This window comes from Candidatus Competibacteraceae bacterium, from assembly GCA_016713505.1.
Lineage (GTDB): Bacteria > Pseudomonadota > Gammaproteobacteria > Competibacterales > Competibacteraceae > Competibacter_A.
Genome location: JADJPA010000001.1, coordinates 1,815,926 through 1,837,850, shown reverse-complemented (window position 1 = coordinate 1,837,850; position 21,925 = coordinate 1,815,926). Strand labels below are relative to the sequence as shown.

General features: G+C 63.1%; 21 protein-coding genes. 8 read left to right on the top strand and 13 right to left on the bottom strand.

What is annotated here, in order from left to right; translation table 11 throughout:
* Nucleotides 1-24: 24 nt before the first annotated feature.
* The 5 genes from gcvH to IPK09_08300 form a co-directional block, all read right to left on the bottom strand.
* Nucleotides 25-405: a glycine cleavage system protein GcvH gene (gcvH, locus tag IPK09_08320; GenBank protein ID MBK7983622.1), complete on the bottom strand. Its 381-nt coding sequence runs from the start codon at nucleotides 403-405 to the stop codon at nucleotides 25-27.
* Nucleotides 406-457: 52 nt separating this feature from the next.
* Nucleotides 458-1,477, bottom strand: coding sequence for a methylenetetrahydrofolate reductase (locus tag IPK09_08315; GenBank protein ID MBK7983621.1), 1,020 nt, complete (start codon nucleotides 1,475-1,477; stop codon nucleotides 458-460).
* Entirely contained in the window at nucleotides 1,474-1,932 is a 459-nt protein-coding gene (locus IPK09_08310) for a methylenetetrahydrofolate reductase C-terminal domain-containing protein (GenBank protein ID MBK7983620.1), read from the bottom strand. Before IPK09_08310 ends, IPK09_08315 begins: the two co-directional genes overlap by 4 nt.
* Before the next feature lie 56 nt (nucleotides 1,933-1,988).
* The gene (locus IPK09_08305) at nucleotides 1,989-3,146 is read right to left on the bottom strand and encodes an amidohydrolase (GenBank protein MBK7983619.1); all 1,158 of its coding nucleotides are present in this window, start codon (nucleotides 3,144-3,146) and stop codon (nucleotides 1,989-1,991) included.
* Nucleotides 3,147-3,557: 411 nt separating this feature from the next.
* Entirely contained in the window at nucleotides 3,558-5,117 is a 1,560-nt protein-coding gene (locus IPK09_08300; protein ID MBK7983618.1) for a sigma 54-interacting transcriptional regulator, read from the bottom strand.
* Between the two features lie 139 nt (nucleotides 5,118-5,256).
* Here IPK09_08300 and IPK09_08295 point away from each other — a divergent pair, with 139 nt between their 5' ends.
* Nucleotides 5,257-6,501 carry a low temperature requirement protein A gene (locus tag IPK09_08295; protein ID MBK7983617.1) on the top strand — a complete coding sequence of 415 codons (1,245 nt, stop codon included), beginning with the start codon at nucleotides 5,257-5,259 and terminating at the stop codon, nucleotides 6,499-6,501.
* A gap of 15 nt (nucleotides 6,502-6,516) precedes the next feature.
* Here the strand turns inward: IPK09_08295 and znuB are convergent, their stop codons facing one another.
* The 3 genes from znuB to IPK09_08280 are packed head-to-tail and all read right to left on the bottom strand — an operon-like array spanning nucleotide 6,517 to nucleotide 8,546.
* On the bottom strand, nucleotides 6,517-7,308 hold the full coding sequence (znuB, locus tag IPK09_08290) for a zinc ABC transporter permease subunit ZnuB (protein ID MBK7983616.1): 792 nt from the start codon (nucleotides 7,306-7,308) through the stop codon (nucleotides 6,517-6,519).
* A complete protein-coding gene (znuC, locus tag IPK09_08285) occupies nucleotides 7,301-8,053 on the bottom strand; it encodes a zinc ABC transporter ATP-binding protein ZnuC (GenBank protein MBK7983615.1) in 753 nt (250 codons plus the stop codon). Before znuC ends, znuB begins: the two co-directional genes overlap by 8 nt.
* Before the next feature lies 1 nt (nucleotide 8,054).
* Nucleotides 8,055-8,546, bottom strand: coding sequence for a transcriptional repressor (locus tag IPK09_08280; protein MBK7983614.1), 492 nt, complete (start codon nucleotides 8,544-8,546; stop codon nucleotides 8,055-8,057).
* An 81-nt stretch (nucleotides 8,547-8,627) separates the two neighbouring features.
* Between IPK09_08280 and IPK09_08275 the strand changes: the two genes are divergently transcribed.
* Nucleotides 8,628-9,566 carry a zinc ABC transporter substrate-binding protein gene (locus tag IPK09_08275; GenBank protein ID MBK7983613.1) on the top strand — a complete coding sequence of 313 codons (939 nt, stop codon included), beginning with the start codon at nucleotides 8,628-8,630 and terminating at the stop codon, nucleotides 9,564-9,566.
* Between the two features lie 171 nt (nucleotides 9,567-9,737).
* Entirely contained in the window at nucleotides 9,738-10,157 is a 420-nt protein-coding gene (dksA, locus tag IPK09_08270; protein ID MBK7983612.1) for an RNA polymerase-binding protein DksA, read from the top strand.
* Nucleotides 10,158-10,276: 119 nt separating this feature from the next.
* Here the strand turns inward: dksA and IPK09_08265 are convergent, their stop codons facing one another.
* The 3 genes from IPK09_08265 to IPK09_08255 are packed head-to-tail and all read right to left on the bottom strand — an operon-like array spanning nucleotide 10,277 to nucleotide 12,476.
* Nucleotides 10,277-10,468 carry a hypothetical protein gene (locus IPK09_08265; GenBank protein MBK7983611.1) on the bottom strand — a complete coding sequence of 64 codons (192 nt, stop codon included), beginning with the start codon at nucleotides 10,466-10,468 and terminating at the stop codon, nucleotides 10,277-10,279.
* A gap of 7 nt (nucleotides 10,469-10,475) precedes the next feature.
* Entirely contained in the window at nucleotides 10,476-10,937 is a 462-nt protein-coding gene (gene tsaE / locus IPK09_08260) for a tRNA (adenosine(37)-N6)-threonylcarbamoyltransferase complex ATPase subunit type 1 TsaE (protein MBK7983610.1), read from the bottom strand.
* Nucleotides 10,938-10,958: 21 nt separating this feature from the next.
* Entirely contained in the window at nucleotides 10,959-12,476 is a 1,518-nt protein-coding gene (locus IPK09_08255) for an NAD(P)H-hydrate dehydratase (protein ID MBK7983609.1), read from the bottom strand.
* On the opposite strand from IPK09_08255, the gene queG reads away from it, so the two are divergent.
* Nucleotides 12,475-13,668 (top strand): tRNA epoxyqueuosine(34) reductase QueG, encoded by a 1,194-nt coding sequence (gene queG, locus IPK09_08250; protein ID MBK7983608.1) that lies wholly within the window; start codon nucleotides 12,475-12,477, stop codon nucleotides 13,666-13,668. The two genes, IPK09_08255 and queG, sit on opposite strands and share 2 nt — an antisense overlap.
* 86 nt (nucleotides 13,669-13,754) lie before the next feature.
* Here the strand turns inward: queG and IPK09_08245 are convergent, their stop codons facing one another.
* Nucleotides 13,755-15,167, bottom strand: a complete 1,413-nt coding sequence (locus IPK09_08245) for a sigma 54-interacting transcriptional regulator (protein MBK7983607.1) — start codon at nucleotides 15,165-15,167, stop codon at nucleotides 13,755-13,757.
* A 389-nt stretch (nucleotides 15,168-15,556) separates the two neighbouring features.
* On the opposite strand from IPK09_08245, the gene IPK09_08240 reads away from it, so the two are divergent.
* The 4 genes from IPK09_08240 to IPK09_08225 all read left to right on the top strand — a co-directional run bounded on the left by IPK09_08240 (nucleotide 15,557) and on the right by IPK09_08225 (nucleotide 20,168).
* Nucleotides 15,557-16,591 (top strand): cache and HAMP domain-containing protein, encoded by a 1,035-nt coding sequence (locus tag IPK09_08240; protein MBK7983606.1) that lies wholly within the window; start codon nucleotides 15,557-15,559, stop codon nucleotides 16,589-16,591.
* Nucleotides 16,592-16,650: 59 nt separating this feature from the next.
* Nucleotides 16,651-17,202: a hypothetical protein gene (locus tag IPK09_08235; protein MBK7983605.1), complete on the top strand. Its 552-nt coding sequence runs from the start codon at nucleotides 16,651-16,653 to the stop codon at nucleotides 17,200-17,202.
* 82 nt (nucleotides 17,203-17,284) lie between these two features.
* Nucleotides 17,285-18,103, top strand: coding sequence for an N-formylglutamate amidohydrolase (locus IPK09_08230; protein MBK7983604.1), 819 nt, complete (start codon nucleotides 17,285-17,287; stop codon nucleotides 18,101-18,103).
* Nucleotides 18,104-18,167: 64 nt separating this feature from the next.
* Nucleotides 18,168-20,168, top strand: a complete 2,001-nt coding sequence (locus tag IPK09_08225; GenBank protein MBK7983603.1) for a diguanylate cyclase — start codon at nucleotides 18,168-18,170, stop codon at nucleotides 20,166-20,168.
* 31 nt (nucleotides 20,169-20,199) lie between these two features.
* Here the strand turns inward: IPK09_08225 and recJ are convergent, their stop codons facing one another.
* Nucleotides 20,200-21,915, bottom strand: coding sequence for a single-stranded-DNA-specific exonuclease RecJ (gene recJ / locus IPK09_08220; GenBank protein MBK7983602.1), 1,716 nt, complete (start codon nucleotides 21,913-21,915; stop codon nucleotides 20,200-20,202).
* Between the last annotated feature and the right edge of the window lie 10 nt (nucleotides 21,916-21,925).

The window sequence follows — 21,925 nt, the reverse complement described above, 5'->3', positions numbered from 1 at the left end:
GAATTGTGATGGAGCAGCGAACCGTCAATCGAGACTGGCTACGAACTTGTCGTAGGCCGCCTGGTCCATCAGGGCATCCAATTGCGCCGGATCGGCGATCTTGATCTTGAGGAACCAGCCCGCGCCGAGCGGGTCGCTGTTGGCCTGGGCGGGGTCGTCGGCGAGCGCGGCGTTAGTTTCGATCACCGTGCCGCCCGCCGGCATGTGAATTTCGCCGGCGGCCTTGACCGATTCGATGGTGGCCCCTTCGCCGCCTTGCGCCAGTTCCGCGCCGACCTCGGGCAGGCCGACGAACACCAAATCGCCCAGCGCGTTTTGGGCGTAGTCGGTGATGCCGATCACGCCGGTGCCGTCGTCTTCAAGGCGCAGCCATTCGTGGGTTTCGGTGAACTTGATCTGACTCATGAGCTTCTTCTCCTGATGGGTGAGGTTTCGGTTTGGCCTTTCGCGAAAGGCCCTACGAGCATAGTTGGTTATTGTTCCTAATGCCCGGATGCCAGGGCACTCGCCCTTGCAGCACGCCGGAGCGTTCGATCACGTCGGCCACCGCTTCCTGCTGGTAGTAGGCCATCACATGGACGCCGCTAACGCCCTTGATTTCACGAATTTCCTGCATCAATTCCGCGCACAGTTTCCGCCCTTCGGCCTGCTGGTTTGCAGCCCCAGCCAGCCGTCTGATCACGGCGTCCGGGATATAAACGCCCGGCACGTGCGAGCGCAGCCATTCGGCGGATTTGGCCGAGCGCAGCGGGCCGACGCCGATCAGGATGAACACCTTATCGAGCAGCCCGAGATCTTCCGTTTTTTTCATGAATTCCCTGAGTGGGGGAATTTCAAAGCAATATTGGGTCTGGATGAACTCCGCCCCCGCCGCGACTTTCTTGGCCAGCCGCCGCGGCCGCCACTCGCGCGGCGGCGTTAGCGGATTTTCGACCGCGCCGAAAAACACCCGTGGCGGCGAAGCGATCTTGCGGCCGCTTTGAAAGCGATGCTCGTCGCGCAACAGCCGGGCGATTTCCAACAGCGACATGCAATCCAAATCGAACACCGGCTTGGCCTGGGGATGGTCGCCCGCCTGCACGCCGTCGCCGGTCAGGCACAGCATGTTGCACACCCCCATCGCCGCGCCGCCGAGAATGTCGCCCTGAATCGCGATCCGGTTCTTGTCGCGGCAGGCGATCTGCATGATCGGCGCGTAACCGGCCCGAATTAGCAAGGCCGACACCGCCACGCTCGACATGTGGCAGTGGCCGCCGGCACCGTCGGTGGCGTTGATGGCGTCCACGTAACCGTCGAAGATGCGAGCGCGGGCAAACACTTCTTCCGGGTCGGCCGAATCGGGAGGGTCCATCTCGCTGGTGACCGCGAACGCGCCCGCCCGCAACACCCGCTCCAACCGGCCCGCCGAGACGTGGCCCGGCAGAATCGGCATCGGCAAGCTGGGATCGTCCGGGATGTCATCGAAGTTCAGCGTCATTCGGCGGCCTTCGCCCGTTCCCGCGCCTGGGCGAGCCAGGCCGAGCGTCCCCGCAAGCGCCAATCCACCGGCGCTTGCACCGTCCGCAAGCGAGCGAGGCCATCGCGCATCCGGGCGCTGCCGTTGAAGGCCTCGACCCACACGCATACCATCTCCTGCTTGACCTCGCAGCGCCCGTCGGATCGCACGCCGCCGCACGGCCCGTTGCGCAAATTCTTCGGGCAATTCATCGGACAGGACAGGCCGGTCGAGCTCAGCACGCAGCATCCGCACATCTGGCAATCGAACAGCAAGCCCTTGACCGCCCGCTCGACCGCCGCCACCGGTTTTTCCAGGCGGGCGTAGCCGATGCGCCGCCACAGCGGATCGAGCGCGATCATGGTCCGCTCGAACCCGCGATAGAGCCGCTCCAGCCCTTTGGCGTGACGCACTGACCAGCGGCGGACGGCGTACATGAGCGGGTTCTCGCTGGGGGCTGTGACGGGTCACCAGGGATTAAACCGGGCCGCCGCTATTGCAGATAGTGCTCGGCCACGGCCACCCAGTAGGCCGCGCCAATCGGCAAATTGCGGTCGTCGAAGCGGTACATGGGATGATGTACCATCGGCGTGTCGCCGTTGCCGATGAAACAGTAAGCGCTCGGTTTCCGCTGCGCGTAAAAGGCAAAATCCTCGCTGCCCATAAAGGTGGGGCCTTGGGTGATCACTCGATCCTCGCCCAGCAGCTTTTGGGCGATTTCGGTGCATACCGCCGTCTGCTCGGGATCGTTGACCAGCACCGCGCCCGGCGGGCCTTCCTTGATTTCATGGCTAACGCCGTAGGCTTCAGCGGTGGCGGCGGTGATGGCTTTGATCTTGGCCAGCACCATCTTGCGGGTTTCCGGCGCGCTGGTGCGGGTGCTCAAACGCAGAATGGCGGTTTGCGGGATCACGTTGCCGGCGTCGCCCGCCAGAAACGCGCCGACGCTGACCACCGCCGAATCCTTGGGCGCGACGTTGCGCGAGACGATGGTTTGCAGCGACATCACCAGCGCCGCGCCCGCCACCACCGGATCGACGCTCTTTTCCGGCATGGAGCCGTGACTGCCCACGCCGGTGAGAGTGATTTCCCAGTTATCCACCGCCGCCATCACCGGGCCGGGGGTGAAATAAATCTTACCCAGTTCGAGGCCGGGCATGTTATGCATCCCGAACACGGCCTCCATCGGGAACCGCTCGAACAGGCCATCATTAATCATGGCGGGCGCGCCGCCCATGATCTCCTCGGCGGGTTGGAAGATCAGGTTCACGGTGCCGTTGAAATTGCGGGTCTTGGCCAGATATTGGGCCGCTCCCAAGAGCATGGCGCTGTGGCCGTCGTGACCGCAGGCGTGCGATTTGCCCTCGACGGTGCTCTTGTACTCACTTTCCGACATTTCCGGTACCGGCAGCGCGTCGATGTCGGCGCGCAAGCCGATGGAGTTCTTGCCATCGCCCGCTTTAAGACGGGCCACCACGCCGGTCTTGCCGACGCCCTCAGCGACCTCATAGCCCCAGGCGCGTAGTAATTTTGCAATGTAACCGGCGGTATGGCGTTCCTCGAACGCGGTTTCGGGCTGGCGGTGCAGGGCGTGCCGCCAGGTTTTGATCTGTTCCTGTTCGGCGGTCAGAGCATTCAAAAGGGCGGTCATCACATCGTTTCTCCAAGTCGGTGAGCGGTGATCGAACGGTTTGGGGCTGGCGCGGGCGTCCGAGTGGGTCGTGAGGCGCTCGAACAGCCGCCGCTCAAATTTCAACCGTTGGCGGGTACATGGTTCCCTTGCGGGTGATGAAATGAATGGGTGACCTCAGCACGAGGTGGTGGAAGTGGAGCAAAAGCAATGCCAATCTAAAATTTATTGATAGATCATTATCTTATGTAAAAAGAGGCCCGCTTTGCCACAAGGTCTGTTGTCATATCCTTACAGCGATGCCTGAAGCAACGATGACGATCAATAAAAAGATTTTAAAAACATGATGATAGTGGCTGTAAGGAATTTATTACGCTGTAATAAAACTCATACGATGCGAACAGAGCGGATTTTGGAACGGTTGGGACTGCGCTAGCGCGGGTCGCGAATCCCGTATTTGCGCAGCTTGTCGGCGATTCGGGTATGCGAGGTCTTGAGGTGGGCAGCCAGCTTGCGGCTGGACGGGTAGAGCGGATACAGGCGTTGCAGGATCTCTTTCTCGGATTTTTCCACGATCTCGTCCCAGCTTGGGGCGGCGGCGTCCGCCATGGGCTCCTGCGCGAGGGTATCCGGACCGCTGATGCTGGAACGGGCGAGATCGAGATCGAACGCATCGAGAATCGACTTGTCGCTCATGGTGACGGCGCGAAAGATGGTGTTTTGTAACTGCCGGACATTGCCCGGCCACGGATTGGTCAGCAAGGCGGTTTCGGCGGCGGCGGTCAGCCGGCAAGGCGGCCGCCGGGCCTGGGCGGCGGCTCGCGCGATGAACAGCCGCGCCAGCAACAAGATGTCCTCGGCGCGCTCGCGCAGCGGCGGTATGGCTAAGGTCAGGACGTTGAGCCGGTAAAAGAGGTCTTCGCGGAAGGTGTGCTGGGCGACCATGTGTTCGAGGTTGCGATGGGTGGCGCTGACGGTGCGCACATCGACCTTCTGCTCGCGCTCGCCGCCGACGCGGCGGAAGCTGCCATCGTTCAGGAAGCGCAGCAGCTTGGCCTGGAGGTAGGGCGACATTTCACCGACTTCATCGAGAAAGACGGTACCGTGATTGGCGAGTTCCAAAAGGCCCGGCTTGCCGCCGCGCTGGCCCCCGGTGAACGCGCCCGGCGCGTAACCGAACAGCTCGCTTTCCGCGAGATTTTCCGGCAGGGCCGCGCAGTTCAGCGCGAAAAACGGCGCTTGCGAGCGCGTGCTGGCCGCGTGACAGGCCTGCGCGACCAATTCCTTGCCGGTGCCGGTCTCGCCGAGCAACAGCAGCGGGGCATCGACCAGCGCGACGCGCGCCGCCCGCGCCTTCAGCGCCCGAATCGGCGCGGATTCTCCAAGAATCGTCGCGAAACCGGTTTCTTCGACGCGCTGCAACGCGTGCAGCCGTTCGCCGATGCGGCTTGGCGCGTGCAAGGTGATCACGCCGCCGGCCGACTGGTCGCCGGCGGCTTCCGCCAGCGGTCGGGTATCCAGCAAAAAAGGCTTGCCCCGCAGCAGGACTTCTCGCAGTGGCGCGTGAAAGCGATTCTGAGTCAGCTCCGCCTGCAAGGCGTCGTCCCCGAACAATTCGCCCAGAGTCATTCCCCGCAATGCGGGTTCGCTGGTCTCGGCGACGACGGCCGCGGCGGCGTTGGCGACGATGATGGTGCCGCCCGTATCCACCGCCAGCACCGGATCGGCCATGGCCGCCAGCAGGGCATCGAGATAAAGTCGCCGTCGCGTTCCGGGAAGCATGTCGACATCGAAAATGGCTTCCACGCCGTCGATCAGAGCGAGCGCCTCGCGCAGTTCGGTAAGCCGCTGTGCGGTCAGAGCCGGGACATCGACGTAGATGTGAGGCACATCGACCTCGACCGCGGCGACGTTCAGGCGTCGCTTGGCAAAGACCAGCAGCATTTCCTGGAAGATGCCGATTCGGTCGACAAAGCGGATGTTGAGCCGCATGTTCGCCTCTTTGGGATGTGGTGTCTCGGGGCAAGGACTCTAAACTGGTTTTAGTGTAGTTGGAGAAGTTCGCATCCAGGCGTCTGCGTTTACAATCCGCGGACCGATCGATGACCGCTTTACAGGAGAACCCGCGCTCATGGCGATGAGACCGAAAAAATTCATGCAGGGACGTGACATTCACGAACAGCATCGGGTGGCGACCGCACTGGAGTTGTTGTTCGATCTGGTGTTCGTGGTGTCGATTGCCGCCGCCGCGCGTGAGTTGCATCATGCCTTGACCGCCCATCACATCGCTCAAGGTCTGATAGGTTTTGCCGTGGCGTTTTTCGGCATTTGGTGGGCGTGGATGAATTACACCTGGTTCGCTTCGGCTTACGATACCGACGACACCCGTTATCGGCTGACCACCATGGCGCAGATGTTCGGCGCGTTGATCTTGGCGGTCGGTATTCCCGATTTGTTCAATGACAACACCAAAAATACCGTGGCCGTGGTCGGCTATGCGGTCATGCGGTTGGCGATGGCGGCGCAATGGCTGCGGGCCGGGTACGAAGATCCCGGCCATCGCGAGGCCTGTTATCGCTATGCCGCCGGTATCCTGATCGTGCAGGCCTTTTGGATCGTGCGTTTGTTCTTACCGGTGAACGGGCAGCTGGCGCTGCTGGCGCCTTTGATCGTTGCCGAATTGTTAGTGCCGGCTATCGCCGAGCATAAGATCAGGACGCCGTGGCACCCGCATCATATCGCCGAGCGTTACGGCTTGCTGACCATCATCGTGTTGGGCGAATGCATTCTCGGAGCGAGCAACGCGATGGCCAACATGCTGCAAGCGCAAGGTTGGTCGTTCGGCCTGTTCCCGCTCGGGCTGAGTATCACCGCGCTGATTTTGGCGTTGTGGTGGCTGTATTTCGACATGCCTTGGGCGGAAGTGCTGACCCGCGAGCGCCGCCATCAGGTGGCGTTCCTGTTCGGCTACGGCCATTATCTGATTTTCGCCTCGCTCGCCGCCGTGGGCGCGGGTCTGGAAGTGGTGGCCGATGTGGTGCAGGCCAAGCGGGAAGCGGCGCTCCTCACGCCCGGAGCCGAGGTGGCCCATGCGGTTTCGCCGCTGTTCGCCATCGGTGCGGTCGCCACCACGGTGCTGGTCTATCTGTTCAGCGTGGCCTTCATGCGCGCCTATGTCATCGAGCATAGCCAAAGGATTTGGGGTGGTTTGCTGGCGGCGCTGGGCGTTTTGGCGGTGGCGGTCGGCGCGGTGGCGGCCGGCCTCCCGCTGCCGTGGGCCTTGCTGGTGACGGCGGCCGCACCGCTGATGATGACGCTGATCTGCCCGAATCAAGCGGCCGACGGACCCGCGCCCGCCGCGGTGGCGGCGCGCTGACAGCGGCGGCGCGAGCTAGCGCGGCCAGCGGTTGGGGATGGCGGAACCCAGCGCGAACAAGCTGGTGGCCGCCACCACGACCGAAGGGCCGGCCGGGGTGTCCCAGCGCAATGAGGCCCACAGCCCAAACCCGATGGCCAGACAGCCGATCAGGCTGGCCAGAGCCGCCATGCTCTCCGGGGAACGGGCGAAGCGGCGCGCCGTCGCCGCCGGGATGATCAGTAGCGAGGTGATGAGCAGGATGCCGACCACTTTCATCGCCACGGCGATGACGATGGCGATCAGCAACATAAAAGCCAGCCGCACCTGAAAGACCGACACCCCTTCCACCCGCGCCAGTTCTTCGTGGACGGTGGCCGCCAGCAGCGGTCGCCACAGCCCCGCCAGCACGCCCAAAGCCAGCAGATTGCCGCCCCAAATCCAATAGAGGTCGGTGGTGCCGATCGACAGAATATCGCCGAACAGATAGCCGGTCAGATCGATCCGCACCGTTTCCAGGAAGGCGAGCGTCACCAGCCCCAGCGACAGCGTGGTGTGGGCGAGGATGCCGAGCAGGGTGTCGGTGGCCAGCGCGTGTCGCCGCTGTAACAGCACCAGGACCAGCGCCACCACCAGACAGGTGAGGACCACGCCCAGGCCCGGATTGATGCCGAGCACCGCGCCCAGCGCGACCCCCAGCAAACCCGAATGGGCCAGGGTATCGCCGAAATAGGCCATGCGCCGCCAGACGATAAAGGCGCCGAGCGGTCCGGCGGCCAGCGCCACGCCGGTGCCGCCCGCCAGCGCGCGAACCAGAAACTCATCCATGAAAGCCGTCCTCCGCCGGCGCCACCACGGCGCCGTGTAAATCGTGGTGGTGATTGTGATGGTGGTGGTAGATCGCCAGATTGCGGGCGCCGTCGCTGCCGAACAGTTCGAGAAAAGCCGGATCGCGCGCCACATGATCGGGATGGCCGGAACAGCAGACGTGGCGGTTGAGGCAGATTACTTGATCGGTGGCGGCCATGACCAGATGCAGCTCGTGCGACACCATCAGGATGCCGCAGCCGCGCCGTCGTCGGAGCTCGCCGATCAGCTCGTAAAGTTCGTATTGGCCGTTCAAATCCACGCCCTGAACCGGCTCGTCCAACACCAGCAAATCGGGTTGGCGCAACAGCGCCCGCGCCAGCAACACCCGTTGCAGCTCACCGCCGGAAATGGCCTGCACCGGCGATTCCAGCACTTGTCCGGCTCCGACTTCCGTCAAGGCGTCCGACACCCGCGCCCGCGAGGCCGGCGTACCGAGGGTGAGGAAGCGCCGCACGCTCAACGGCAGAGTCGTATCGATCGTCAGGCGTTGCGGCAGGTAACCGACGCGCAGGCCCGGCTTGAGCGCGACCCGGCCGCTGTCCGGGCGCAGCAAGCCCAGAACGGCGCGCACCAAGGTGGATTTACCCGCGCCGTTGGGGCCGATCAAGGCCACGATCTCGCCGGTGCTGACCTGGAGATTGACGTCGTGCAGGATGGGGTTGCCGCGCAGGCTCAGGCTTAGGTTTTCGACCGTCAGCAGGATTTTAGCGGGCACGGGGCGCGGCTCCCTGCTGGCACCGTGGGCAATGTCCCAAGACCTCCACCGTCTGCGCCAGCACCTCGAAATGGCGGGCGGAGGCTTCGGCGCGCAGCAGCGCTTCGACGGCGGGATTGCTGAGCTCGTCGGCCCGACCGCACTCCTGGCAGATCAGGAATTGACCGCCGTGCAGATGGTCCGGGCGATGGCAGCCGGTGAAGACGTTCAGCGAAGCCAGCCGGTGGATCAAGCCTTGTTCCAGCAGGAAGTCCAACGCCCGATAAACCGTGGGCGGCGCGCCTTGGCGACCGTCGCCGCGCAAGACATCGAGAATCGCGTAAGCGCCCACCGGCGTGGGGTTGCTCCAGATGATTTCCAGCACCCGCCGCCGCAGTTCGGTCAACCGGGTGCCCCGCTGCTGGCACAGGCTCGCCGCGTGCTCCAGGGCGTGCTGCGGATCGATGGCGTGCGAACCATTGACATCTTTGAGTGAGATCATCGGCCATCCGGTTTGAAAGTCAGAGCTTGAATGTTATCTTATAACAATTGTTACTCTATAACATGACCACGAGTACGAGAGATGCGGTGTGATCCGACCCGTTGGCAATGGCCGCGCCAGCTGTTGGGGCTAGTGTTGTCGCTGCCGCTGGCGGCGCTGGCCGGACCTGAGGTGGTGGCCAGCATCCAGCCGCTCCACTCGCTGGTCGCCAGCATCATGCAAGGCGTGGCCGAGCCGGTGCTGCTGGTGCGGGGCGGAGCTTCGCCGCACGACTACGCGTTGCGCCCTTCGGATGCCCGCGCCCTGGCGGATGCTCGGGTCGTGTTCTGGATCGGGCCGGAACTGGAAACTTTCATGGTCAAGCCCTTGCAGAACGCGCAAGGCAAGGTCCGCTCGGTCGCTCTGCTGGACGCGCCCGGCGTGACCGTGCTGCCGCTGCGTTCGGGCGGCGCTTGGGAAGCGCGCCAACCTGAGCACGATCACGAGCATGGCGCTAGCACCGGCCGCGATGCGCATATCTGGCTGGACCCCGGCAATGCCGCCGCAATGGCGCGGCGGGTGGTCGCCGTGCTGGGCGAGGTCGATCCCGAACATCGCGCCGACTACGAACGCAACGGTTCGCTGCTGGCCGACCGACTGGATCAATTGAACCGGCGCCTGACGGCGGAGCTGGAGCCGATCAAGCGTCAGCCGTTCATCGTGTTTCACGATGCTTATCGTTATTTCGAGCAGCGCTACAATCTGAACACGGTCGGCGCGATCACGCTCGGCCCGGAACAGCGGCCGGGCGCCAAGCGGGTGGCGGAGATTCAGGCGCGGATTCGGTCCGCGGGCGTGCGTTGCGTGTTCAGCGAACCGCAGTTCCAGCCGGCCCTGGTGGAGACCCTCATCGCCGGGAGCAGCGCCCGCACCGGCGTACTCGATCCGTTGGGCGCTGCAATACCCAGCGGCCCCGAGGCTTATTTTCAGCTGGTGCGGGCGTTGGCTGACGCCTTGCGGGCTTGTTTGAATAAGGTTTGAAAAATCGCCCGAGCGTTGTAAAGTCTCCGGCCGCCGGAAATCTCCCTGGGAATGGTCTATGGTTTTATGCGCGCCTGGAGGCGCATCCGGCCGGCCGGCTTGACGTCGGCGTTATATTTTGTGGCTGAATTTCAATAGTTAGAGTGTCAAACCGACGGAAGGCGGATAACGATGACCGAACTGTTAACGGGATCTGCGCCCTATCTCGCGGGAGAGGGCGAGGATTATATGAATGACCGGCAAAAAACTCATTTTCGCACCATATTGGCAGCTTGGAAGCAGGAATTGATGGAGGAGGGGCGACGGGCTGTGAGTAACATGCAGGATGAGCCCTTGAACTTGCCCGATCCCAACGATCGCGCCAGCCAAGAAGAAGAATTCACGATCAATCTGCGAGCCCGGGATCGGGAGCGCAAATTGATTCATAAGATCGACAAGGCTTTGGAGCGGCTGAACCTCGACGAATACGGCTATTGCGAGGCCTGCGGCGTGGAGATCGGTCTGCGTCGGTTGGAAGCCCGGCCCACGGCGGAATTGTGCATCGACTGCAAGCATCTGGAAGAACAGCGGGAGAAAAGCCAAGCGGCTTGAGGCGCTGCCGACTGGAAAGGCTTAGGATGGAAGGCTAACGACAAAGACGCCCGCGAACGGGAGGTTTGTGGCTGGAGACCCAGGACGACCCAACCGGGTGATTGCAACCAAGGCTGCGGTCAACGGCGGCCGAATGTCGACCAGTTCCGAACGATTCGCGCGGCGGCCGTGCGGCGTTTCGGGCTGGCTTTCGAGTAAAAAACCCGCGCCTGGCCGAAATTCAAGGCGAAGGTTTGCACCCTGGCGGGATGCTTTTGCGGCAGATAGCCCAACTCGGTCGCCGGGCGGTGCGTGATGGTCGGGGCGAGCAGCCTGAGGCTATTCCATGGCTTGCAACTGGGTCACAATCGCGACTCCCAGAGCCGAGCAGGCCTCCAGCCGACAGTTTCGACCCTCGCCAGCATACGCGAGCATCACAGCAATATCTGCTGTCGGCAGCTCGCCCTGTCCGCGTTCTGGCCATTCGATCAGCAACACCGCTTCCCCGTCCAACTGGTCGCGCAAACCCAGATACTCCAGTTCCTCGGGGTCGCCAAGCCGGTACAAATCCCAGTGAAACAGCCGCCAGCCTTCCAATTCATAAGGTTCCACCAGGGTGAAAGTCGGGCTTTTCACCGTGCCGCGATGGCCGAGTCCGTGTAGCAAGCCGCGCGCTAGCGTGGTTTTGCCCGCGCCCAGATCGCCGCGTAGGTAAATGACGCAACCGGGTAGGAGCGTTCGCCCCAGTTGTCCGCCGAGCCGTTCGGTGGCGGCGGTGGAATCGAGAAAGCGTTCCAGCATGGCGATGGCGTGTTCCCGACCTCATCCCGTGGATGGGATGCGGGCGTTTTCGGTGGTGGTGGGGTTGACCAACCGCCGTAGGAAGGGCAATAAATCGGTCGCCAGCAAGCCGCGCTCGCCGCCGGATTGAGCCGCCAGATCGCCGGCGCGGCCGTGCAGGTATACGCCGGCGCGGGCCGCCACGAACGGCGGTAAGCCTTGCGCCAACAGCGCGGCGACGACTCCGGTCAGCACGTCGCCCATGCCGCCGCTGGCCATGCCGGGATTGCCAGACGCGCAAAGCACCACCACGCCATCCGCCTTGCTGGCGATCAGGGAACCCGCGCCCTTGAGGACAGCCACGCCGCCAAAGCGTAACGCCAAGTCCTCGACGGCGGCGAAACGGTCGGCCTCGACCTCGGCCGGAGTCATCTTCAACAATCGAGCGGCCTCGCCGGGATGCGGCGTCAGAATCCAGTTTTCGCGGAAGCTGGGTTCGACGGCCAACAGATTCAAGGCGTCGGCATCGGCCACCAGCGGTTTGTCGCTGGCGAGCACGGCGCGCAGCAAACCCCGACCCCAATCGTCCCGACCGAGCCCCGGTCCGATGGCGACGACGGTAGCCCGATCCAGCAAGGCGCTCAATGCCTCCGGGGTTTCAATTCCATGAAACATCAGTTCCGGGCGAGCCACCGCCTGCAAGCCGGCGTGCGCGCCGCGGGTGGCAACGCTGACCAGTCCCGCGCCGCAGCGAGCGGCGGCCTCGGCGCTCATGCGCGCCGCGCCGGCCATTCCCAGATCGCCGCCGACCACCAGTACATGGCCGAAATGACCTTTATGGGCGCTGCGCGAGCGGTTGGGCAAATAGTGCGGCAACTCTCGACCGGTATAGCGCCAGCTGGCCGGATGGATGGCCGCGTAAATATCGGATGGCACCTCCAGGTCGCTGAAACTGATCTCGCCGCAGCAGGCGGGGCCCTGGCCGGTGAACAAGCCTTGCTTGAGCCCGATGAAGCTCATGGTCGCCGCCGCCTGAACCGCCGCGCCGAGAATGACGCCGGTGTCGGCGTGCAGGCCGGACGGAATGTCGAGGGCCAAGATGTCGGCCGGATGGGCGTTCATGGCCAGGATCGCTGCCTTCCACGGACCGGTGACTTCCCGTTCCAGGCCGGTGCCGAGAATGGCGTCCACCAGCAAATCGGCGCCGTTCAGAGCGGCGGCGGTGAAGGGCATGATGGAAACTCCGGTGGAGCGGGCGTTCCACCAAGCGGTCTGGGCGTCGCCGTGCAACCCTTCGGGATCGGCCAGCGTCAGAACCCGGACGTCAAATCCGTGCTGGTGGGCCAGTCGCGCCACCAAGTAGCCATCGCCACCGTTGTTGCCGCCGCCGCAAACCACGGCGATCCGGCGCGCGTTCCAGCGCTGGCGCAGCAGGCCGAAGGCCGCCTCGCCGGCCCGCCACATCAGGGTGTAGCCAGAGATGCCGCGGACTTCGATGGCGATACGATCGAGTTCCCGCACCTGAGCGGCCCGGTACAGCTCGTAAGGCAACTCACCCATGGAAAAGCTCCTCAATGGTGATGGTTGGAGGCACAATACGCCGGTCATTTTCCCACATCCAGCCGCCGCCGTGACGCTTGTCGTAACCGACCCGCAACTTGCTGAACTGGCCGTCGCCATCAAGCGATGGGGCCGGGAATTGGGATTCCAACGGATCGGCATCGCCACTATCGATCTGGGCGAGCCCGAGGCGCGGCTGTTGGAGTGGTTGGCGGCCGGATTTCACGGCGACATGGCCTACATGGCGCGGCACGGGGTCAGGCGCAGCCGACCGGCGGAGCTGGTGCCGGGTACGGTGCGGGTCATTTCGGCGCGGCTGGATTATCTACCGCCGGGGGCCGCCGAGCCGTGGCGCGTGCTCAACGATCCCGCGTTGGGTTACCTCTCTCGCTACGCGCTAGGGCGGGATTATCACAAGCTGTTGCGCCAGCGGCTGCAACGCCTCGCCGGGTGTATTGCCGCCACCGTCGGGCCGTTCGGCCATCGAGTTTTCACCGACAGCGCGCCGGTCCTGGAAAAAGCGCTGGCCGAGAAAGCGGGTTTGGGCTGGATCGGCAAGCATAGCAATCTGCTCGACCGCCGCGCGGGCTCTTGGTTCTTTCTCGGAGAGATTTACGTTGACCTGCCATTGCCGGCGGATGAGCCCGCGACCGCCCATTGCGGGCGCTGTACGGCGTGTCTGGAAATTTGTCCGACCCGCGCCATCGTCGCGCCGTACCGGGTGGACGCCCGCCGCTGCATTTCCTATCACACCATTGAATTACCGGGTTCGATTCCTTTGGAATTTCGCCGCGCCATCGGCAACCGGATTTACGGTTGCGACGACTGCCAGTTGGCGTGTCCGTGGAATCGCTTCGCTCGGCCGACCGCAGAGCCTGATTTCCGTGCCCGGCACGGTTTGGACGCGCCGGGATTGAGCGAGCTGTTCGCGTGGGACGAGCGAGAGTTTCTGCGCCGCACCGAAGGCAGCGCCATCCGCCGGATCGGCCACCGACGCTGGCTGCGCAACATTGCCGTGGCTTTGGGCAATGCGCCCCATTCACCGGCGGTCTTGGCCGCCTTGCAAGCGCGCTCGACGCATCCGTCGGAGCTGGTGCGGGAACATGTGGCGTGGGCGCTGGGCGTACAGCAGCAGACGGTAGCGGCGCGCCCGACGGATGCTGGACCCCCATCATGCTGGCCTAAAACGTAAGCTTTATGGGTCGGTTTACAGCGGGTCGCCGGCTGCGGAAACCATCGCTCATCGAGAGTGCGAGGCTCGCATTTCGACTTGGTTGGTCAGTCTTCCTCGCCGATCTGATATTCCTTGAGACGGCGCTTCAGGGTCGATAAGGGAATGCCAAGCTCGCGGGCAACGGCGGCCTTATTATTGTTATTGAGCGCCATCGATTCCAGAATCATCTGGCGCTCCACTTCCTTGAGATGGGCGCGGGCGGCGGCGGTGCTGGTTTTCGGAGCGGGGGACGAGGGGTCCGCCGGCGCGCTGGAGGGGGTGACGGTGGGTACGGTCGGTGGGGGGGGTTGTCCCGTGCCAGAAGTGCTGGACGGCCGGATTTCCCTGGATAGCCGTAAGTCGTCAGGTTGAATTTCCCGGTCGCCGCACAACACCACCGCCCGCTCCAGCACGTTGCGCAACTCCCGCACGTTGCCGGGCCACGAGTAGAGCTGCAAGGCGCTCATGGCGGTGTCGGAGATCCGGCAGCTCAAGTTGAGTCGTTCGCATAAATGACGGGCGATCAACGGGATATCCTCGGGAATCTCCCGGAGCGCCGGCACCTCGACGGGTACGACGGAGAGCCGATAAAACAAGTCGGTCCGAAATGCTCCGGTTTTGACCATGGCTTCCAGGTCCCGGTGCGTTGCGGTGATGACCCTTACGTCGACCCGCAGCGGCTTGTCGGAACCGATCGGGGTCACTTCGCGGGTTTCCAGGACGCGCAGCAGCCGCGGTTGCAAGTCCAGCGGCAACTCGCCGATCTCATCGATGAACAGCGTGCCGGCGTGCGCTTGGCGGAAGGCGCCCTCGCGCGAGCCGGTGGCGCCGGTAAAGGCGCCCTTGATATGGCCGAACAGGTCGTTGCGCACCATTTCCGGGTCGGTGACCGAGGCGTCGAACACCACCAGCGGACCCGAGCGGCCGGAGAGCGCGTGCAAAGTACGAGCCACCGACTCCTTGCCGGCCCCGGATTCGCCATGCAGGTGTACGGTGGTCGGCGTGGGGGCCACCGCCCGAATCAGGCCGTACAGCTCCCGCATCCGCTCGCTGGCGCCAACCAATTCGCCCAAGTGATCCTGACGCGGCACCGCCACCTTGCGTTCTTCGGTATGCTGGCGGATCAGCACCCGTGAGTAGCCGAGGCGGCATTCGGCGCTTTCGGGGATATAGGCCTCGGTGATGCGCACGTCGTTGATGAAGGTGCCGTTGGTGGAACCGAGATCGCGCAGCAACAAGCCGTCCGCTGTCATGCGGATTTCGGCATGACGGCGCGAAACCGCCCGATCGGTCAACACCAAGTCGTTGTCCGCGGCGGTGCCGATCCGCACGGACGGCAGACCGAGACTGGCTTCCTGCCCGGTATCCGGGCCGGAGATCACCCGGATCTCGATCACCTCGAACTGGACCCGCAAAGGAGAACGGGCCGCCGCGACGATGATTTCGGTACCGCTGACGGCTGGGATGGAGGAGGACATTTCAACCCACCAAAGCAAACGTTATTTGCTTATATTAGTTCAATCTCGGCTGGCGGCAATGCCGGCGCCGGGAGATTGGAGAAAGCGACGCTCGAATTTTTACAGGTCGGAACTCTATCACCAATACCCTGAGGCTGTTTTTATGATTCAGACCATGGGTAGGCTTCGAGTAAGCGGCGCGCGCATTATAGGTAATAGGAAATCGCCCGATAAAGAAGGGCAAGGCCGCCGGGCAGCATGCAAATTGGCCCAGATTGATCGTAATTGTCAAAATACACTTGATATATAATTAATTCTATAGTTATTAAAGGTTATTTTTTTAGGGGAAATTTATGACACATCCTAAACTCGGATTTGAACTAAAAATCTTCCATAAGATGCTGTTGACCATGGTAGCCATCGCGTTGATTCCGCTCGCCAGCCTCATGTACCTCAGCGGTTACAAGCTCGAACAGGACTGGCGGCACAATGTCGAGCTGCACTTGACGCTGACCGCGAGCAACCTCGCGGGGAAGGTCAACGGCTGGATAGACACCAATCTGCGGGTTTTGCGGGAAAATACCGCTCTGCCCGAGATGATCTCGATGAACGCCTTCAAACAACAACCGATCCTCAAGGCGATTCAGAGCGCTTATGACTGGAGCTATCTGGTTTTTACCGTCGATCCCGCCGGCCAGAACATCGCGCGCAGCGACGCCGACCCGCCGCAACACTATCAATATGGCGATCGGGATTATTTCAAGGAGGTGCTGGGGGGTAAGCCGGTCGGGCAACAGGTCGTCATCGGTAAAACCTCCCAGAAACCGGCTCTGATTCTAGCCGGCCCGATCCGCAGCGCGGGCGGGACGCTCGAAGGCGTCATGGCGCTGGCCATGCAGGTGGCGGATATCTCTCAAAGCGTCGTCGGAACCAAGATCGGCGAGACGGGGTTTGCTATCCTTATCGATGATAAAAACAAGGTGATCGCCCACGGTCAGCCGCGGCAAATCACGCAGAGCCTACAGGATTTGAGCGCTCATCCGGCGTTGCAGGCCGCGGGAGCGGCTCAAGGTCCGGTCGTCTATGAGGCCGACGGCAAGCGCATCGTCGCGCATACCCGTAAGACCGATCTGGGCTGGACCTTGATCGTCCAGCAGGATTATGACGATGCTTTTGCGCCTTTGTTGGAAGCGAGGCGCAACGCGCTGCTGCTGATCGCCGGCGCGCTGGTTTTCGTGGGCGTCATCGCGTATCTGTTGTCCCGGCAACTGGCGCGGCCGATTTGGGAGCTGACGGCGGTCGCCGAGAACATCAGCCGGGGCAATTTCGAGATGGAGATCGTCGGGACCAACCGCCGTGATGAAATCGGCGCGTTGGCGCGCGCTATCGAACGGATGGCGGTCAGCATCAAAATGGCGTTCGAGCGGCTGCGTAAGAAAGCGTGATTCGATGTGATTGCTAGCGTCATTCGAACCAGCAACGATGCGTTTCGGAGGTGACAGATATGGCTCAGCCGCAGCGTTCCGAGTTTGCCAGAATCACCAGCGACAAGCTGCACGAGCTATGCCAGGATGGTTGCACCGGCACGCTGTATATCGCCACGACCGGCAGTTTGTTGATCCAGTTCGGCCTGCGCGATGGCGAGATCACCTTTCTGTCCGTGCAAAACAAGCAAGGACCGGAAGCCGTGGAAGCGCTGGATCTGCTGTTAAAGCAGGATATCAGGATCGGCACGACGCGCTTCTCGGAAGGACACGTCCCGACCTCCCGAGCGGCTCTGCCGTCCACGGGGTATCTCCTGGAGCAATTGAGGGGCGAAGCGGCGCGCGCGCCGAACGTGCAGGATCCGAGAAGCATGCGCATGACCGAGAATACCAAGGCCGTGGTCGAGCAGGAACTGGTGGAGCTCATCGGGCCGATGGGCGCCATCCTGTGTGATGAAGTATGGTTTTCGAGCGGCAGCTTGGATACGGTCTTGGATCTGTTGGGCCGAGAATTGGCCGATCCCAGCCAAGCGGCGCGATTCCGGCAAAACGTGCTCAAGCGGCTGTCGTGACGGCAGCTTGACCGGCGGTAGAGATCCGCTCAACGGCGTCGCCCATTGATACGATTTTTATAACTATCCTTTCAGCCAAATCATGCGCGATTCCGTCGGCAAGCCAACCGCTTCCAAGCGAATGCTGGACCCCACAGACCCGCCCCCCTTTACGGTGATCAACCCGGATGGCAAAGCGTCCGTGGTGCTGGTCTGCGATCATGCCAGCAATCGGATCCCCGCCAATCTCGACCAACTCGGCTTAGGATCGGTTGAGTTATCCCAACACATTGCTTGGGATATCGGCGCCGCGCCCGTCGCGCGCTTGTTGGCGGAACGATTGGACGCGCCCGCCGTGTTGGCGGGGTACTCGCGGTTGGTGATCGATTGCAACCGCCCGCCTGGCGATCCGACCTCCATCGCGCAGGTCAGCGATGGGATTATCGTTCCCGGAAATCTGCATCTTGACGATGCGGCGGCGGAAGCGCGCTCGAACGAGGTATTCTGGCCTTACCATCATGCGATTACCCAAATGCTGGCCCAGCGCTGGCGGCACGGCAACGGTCGGACTCCCGCCTTGGTGGCGATTCACAGCTTCACGCCGGTGCTGAACGGCTTTCGTCGGCCTTGGCAGCTGGGTGTGCTGTGGAACCGCGATGCCCGTCTGGCGTTGCCGCTGTTGCACCAGTTTCGGGCGGATTTGGAAGTCTGTGTCGGCGATAATGAACCCTATTCCGGGCGAGAAGTGGGGTTCACCATGAACGCCCACGGCGGAGCGGCGGGTCTGTCCCATGTGGAGATTGAGATACGTCAGGATTTGCTGGTCGATACGTCAGGGTGCGAGCGGTGGGCGGCGGTGATCGGCAATGCGCTGGCGGAGGCGTTGCGGGGTGAGAGCGTATATCAAGTCCAACATTACTGAATGAAAAGCGTAGCCGGCGGCACCGATTCGATCAACAGTTTAGAACCAGGCGTCTTTAGCAGAGATGGGAAGCGCGAACTCCACCCGCGACACTAACGATCGCCGTACCGCCGACCACCGGCGGTTCGCGCCGCTCATCCGCTACCAACCGCTGGTTTCAGTCGTGGGTTACGTGGTCGCCTGGGCGGTGCTGTGGCATGTCACGAACGCGCTCGAACGGTTGACCGGGGTCAGTCTTTGGTCGTTGCCCGCCGGTTTGACCTTCGCCGTTTTGCTTGAAGGCGGCGGGCGGGCTTTACCGTTACCCATCGTCGCAGCGCTCGTCGCCGGGCTGCTCGTCTGGCCCTGGCAGCAGTGGCCCTATTATCTGGCGATCAGCGTGCTGGTCCCGCTGGGCTATTTCGTGACGATTCAGACCCTGCGGCAATCCTGGCTGGACCGTTATCGGCGGCCGTGGCGCTTCAATGGCACGCCGCAGGTGGCGGTGTTTCTGGCCGCCGCCGCCGCCGGGAGCGGGTTCGCTGCGTTGGTCGGAACCCTGCTGTTGAAGGCCGCCGCGATCCTATCCCCCCAAGCCCCTTTCTCCCTGGCCGTGCTGGAGTGGTGGGCCGGCAATTTCGTCGGCATCGCCACGTTCGCGCCTTTCGTACTGCTCTTTGGATTTCCCGCGGTTCGTCGTTTTTACAAAAAAACGGAAGCGCCGCGCCCGTCGCGAACAGTGCGGATGGTCGATCCGCCATCGACGGCCAAGAGGCTGGTTCAGGGCCTGCTGTCGGTTTTATTATTGGCGGCGCTGTTTTGGATACCCCAGCAATTTTGGCGCGAACCCCATAATCCGTTCGTGGTTTTGCTGGCGCTGCCGGTGTTGGTTTGGATCGTGGCGACCAATGACATCCGGGGCGCGGTGTTGGGGGTGTTTCTATTCGAGTCGAGCATCGTGCTGATGGTGGCGGCCTTCGGACACTCCGATCAGATGCTCCAATATCAGACCGTCATGGCCGTGGTCGCGGTGTCCGGCTTGCTGGCCGGGGCTTTCTCTCATGAAAAACTGATCAGTACCGCGCTGTATCGGGATTTGGCCGAAATTTCTAACGACTTGCTGTGGGAGTTCGACGCTGCTGGCCACCTGCGCGAGCTGCGGGGGAAGTTTGCCAAGTCCCTTGAGTTCCGCGACTTCTGGATCGGTCTGAGCTGGAAGGATTGGGTCGTGTTCGAGCAATCGGAGACCGATCTGGCGGCGTTGCGGGCGGCGCTGGTCGAGCGACAGCCTTTCCAGCATTTGGTATTGTGCGTGCGGTTGCCCGGCCACGAGCGTTGGGCCTGGACGCGCAACGGCGGAGTGCCCTTGTTCGATGAGGATGGTGAATTCTTGGGCTATCGCGGCGCTACGGTGGATATCTCCGACCAGAAGCAGACCGAAGCGCTTCATAAAAAAGCCGAGGCGCTGCTCCAGACGTATGATGAGACGCTGGAAGCCAAGGTCGAAGCCAAGGTGGAGGAGCGGACCCGAATCCTGGCCGAGGTCAGCCTGCGCAACTGGCGTTTGGCCAATTACGATCAACTGACCAGCCTGCCCAACCGCAACCTGCTGTTCGAACACTTGCGTAAAGGCTTGCAACAAGCGCGGCGTCAGTGGCGGTTGCTGGCGATCCTGTTGGTGGATTTGGATGGCTTCAAGCAGGTGAACGATACCCTAGGACACGATGCGGGCGATGAACTGCTCCAGCAGGTGGCGGCGCGCCTGCAACAGTGCGTGCGGGCGACCGACACGGCGGCGCGGCTGGGGGGCGATGAATTCACCATCCTGCTGCAAGACTTGGAAGCGCCCGAAGCCGCCGCCGCCGTGGCTCAGAAAATCATCGACCGCTTGGCCGAGCCGTTTTTACTGGGTTCCGCCAGCGCCGCCATCACCGCCAGCGTCGGCATCGCGCTGTATCGGCCGGAACTGCCCGCCAATCTGGACTTGGCGATGAATTTGCTCCGGCAGGCCGACGCCGCCATGTACGCCGCCAAACAGACCGGCAAGAACAATTGGCGCTTCGCCGAGCAATTGGGTTTAGGCTGAGGTTGCCAAGGCCCGCCGGGCGGCCAGCGCGCTAAACCGCTTCCAGATGCTCGACCAGCAACTGCAAGCGTTCGCCGCGCCAGTCATTGACCTCCAGATGGTAAGCGATGCGGACCCGCGCGGTGCCCGGAACGAAGTCGGCCGCGCGTCGGAAGGCGATGGCTTCCAGCGTGAGGGATGTGGCCGGCGGTCGCAGCCAGAGTTTCAGCGTCTTACCGTCTCGCAGGATCTGATGGGACAGCACCTCGAACACACCGTCGAACAGCGGTTCGGGAAAGCCTTGGCCCCAGGGTCCGGCCTCGCGCAGCAGCTTGGCGGTATCCAGCGAAAATTCGGTCAATTCCAGTTCGCCGTCGCTGAGCAGGCGGCCGTGCAGGTCGTCGGCGCTGAGCCGCTGGCGGATTTGGGCATCGAAAGCTTGGCTGAACGGTTCGAAACGGTCGGCGGCCAAGCTCAGGCCGGCGGCCATGGCGTGTCCGCCGAATTGCTGGATGAGGCCGGGGTGCTCGGTCGCGACCGCCGCCAGCGCATCGCGCAGATGCATCCCTTCCACCGAGCGGCCCGAACCCTTGATGTTGCCGTCGCGGTCGGGTGCGAACACGATGACCGGTCGGTGCAGGTGATCTTTGAGGCGGCCGGCGATGATGCCGATCACGCCTTGATGCCAGGCGGGGTCGAACAGGCAGAGTCCGAAAGGGAGCGCGGTGCTCGCCGAGACCGCTTCGATGCACGCCAGAGCCTGGGCGTGAATCTCGCTGGTCAGTTCGCCGCGCTGGCGGTTGATCTCGTCCAGGCGGCGGGCGATGGCGCGGGCCGCCGTCGGATCGTCGCAGAGCAGGCATTCGATGCCTTGGCTCATGTCTTCCAGTCGCCCGGCGGCGTTGAGGCGGGGCGCGAGGTAAAAGGCGACGTCGGCGGCGCTCAGGCGCTCCGGGGTCCGGCCGGCGACTTCACACAGGGCTAGGATGCCGGGCGCGCACTGGCCCTGGCGGATGCGGCGCAAGCCTTGCTCGACCAGGATGCGGTTGTGATGGTCCAACCGCACCACGTCCGCCACCGTGCCGAACGCGACCAGATCGAGGTACCGGGCCAGATTCGGCTCGCTCAGGCCGCGCTCGCCAAACCAGCCGGCGGCCCGCAGCCGCGCCCGTAGCGCGGTCAACACGTAGAACATCACCCCCACGCCGGCCAAGTGTTTGCTGGGGAAACGATCGTCCGGCAGATTGGGATTGACGATGGCCTCGGCGGGCGGCAGTTCGCAGCCCGGCGGGTGATGGTCGGTGACCAAGACCTTGATGCCGAGGGCTTGGGCCGCGCGCACGCCTTCATGGCTGGAAATCCCGTTGTCCACCGTGATCAGCAAATCGGGTCGCGCCGCCGCCGCGACTGTGACGATCTCCGGGGTCAGGCCGTAGCCGTGCTCGAAGCGGTTCGGGACTCGATAGCCGACTTCGGCGGCGCCCAGCGCGCGCAAGCCCCGCACCGCCAGCGCGCAGCCGGTCGCGCCGTCGGCGTCGAAATCGGCGACGATGAGGATGCGCCAGCGCTCGCGCAAGGCGCTATGCAACAAATCCACCGCCTGGTCGATATTACTCAGGACGGAGGGTGGGCTTAAATGGCGCAGCTCATTGAGCAACTCGATGGCCGTGCCGACATTGCGGCCCGCGTAAATCCGATTCAGCAGCGGCGAGGGCGAGAGTTCGACGGCGGGCGAGAGGGCCGTGCGGCGGACGATCAGACGGGTCATGAGCGTGGTC

Bases quoted from the DNA above. Each gene is read 5' to 3' on its own strand.
- gcvH (MBK7983622.1), bottom strand. From the start codon at position 405: ATGAGTCAGATCAAGTTCACCGAAACCCACGAATGGCTGCGCCTTGAA.
- IPK09_08315 (MBK7983621.1), bottom strand. From the start codon at position 1,477: ATGACGCTGAACTTCGATGACATCCCGGACGATCCCAGCTTGCCGATG.
- IPK09_08310 (MBK7983620.1), bottom strand. From the start codon at position 1,932: ATGTACGCCGTCCGCCGCTGGTCAGTGCGTCACGCCAAAGGGCTGGAG.
- IPK09_08305 (MBK7983619.1), bottom strand. From the start codon at position 3,146: ATGACCGCCCTTTTGAATGCTCTGACCGCCGAACAGGAACAGATCAAA.
- IPK09_08300 (MBK7983618.1), bottom strand. From the start codon at position 5,117: ATGCGGCTCAACATCCGCTTTGTCGACCGAATCGGCATCTTCCAGGAA.
- IPK09_08295 (MBK7983617.1), top strand. From the start codon at position 5,257: ATGGCGATGAGACCGAAAAAATTCATGCAGGGACGTGACATTCACGAA.
- znuB (MBK7983616.1), bottom strand. From the start codon at position 7,308: ATGGATGAGTTTCTGGTTCGCGCGCTGGCGGGCGGCACCGGCGTGGCG.
- IPK09_08280 (MBK7983614.1), bottom strand. From the start codon at position 8,546: ATGATCTCACTCAAAGATGTCAATGGTTCGCACGCCATCGATCCGCAG.
- IPK09_08275 (MBK7983613.1), top strand. From the start codon at position 8,628: ATGCGGTGTGATCCGACCCGTTGGCAATGGCCGCGCCAGCTGTTGGGG.
- dksA (MBK7983612.1), top strand. From the start codon at position 9,738: ATGACCGAACTGTTAACGGGATCTGCGCCCTATCTCGCGGGAGAGGGC.
- tsaE (MBK7983610.1), bottom strand. From the start codon at position 10,937: ATGCTGGAACGCTTTCTCGATTCCACCGCCGCCACCGAACGGCTCGGC.
- queG (MBK7983608.1), top strand. From the start codon at position 12,475: ATGGAAAAGCTCCTCAATGGTGATGGTTGGAGGCACAATACGCCGGTC.
- IPK09_08255 (MBK7983609.1), bottom strand. From the start codon at position 12,476: ATGGGTGAGTTGCCTTACGAGCTGTACCGGGCCGCTCAGGTGCGGGAA.
- IPK09_08245 (MBK7983607.1), bottom strand. From the start codon at position 15,167: ATGTCCTCCTCCATCCCAGCCGTCAGCGGTACCGAAATCATCGTCGCG.
- IPK09_08240 (MBK7983606.1), top strand. From the start codon at position 15,557: ATGGTAGCCATCGCGTTGATTCCGCTCGCCAGCCTCATGTACCTCAGC.
- IPK09_08235 (MBK7983605.1), top strand. From the start codon at position 16,651: ATGGCTCAGCCGCAGCGTTCCGAGTTTGCCAGAATCACCAGCGACAAG.
- IPK09_08230 (MBK7983604.1), top strand. From the start codon at position 17,285: ATGCGCGATTCCGTCGGCAAGCCAACCGCTTCCAAGCGAATGCTGGAC.
- IPK09_08225 (MBK7983603.1), top strand. From the start codon at position 18,168: ATGGGAAGCGCGAACTCCACCCGCGACACTAACGATCGCCGTACCGCC.
- recJ (MBK7983602.1), bottom strand. From the start codon at position 21,915: ATGACCCGTCTGATCGTCCGCCGCACGGCCCTCTCGCCCGCCGTCGAA.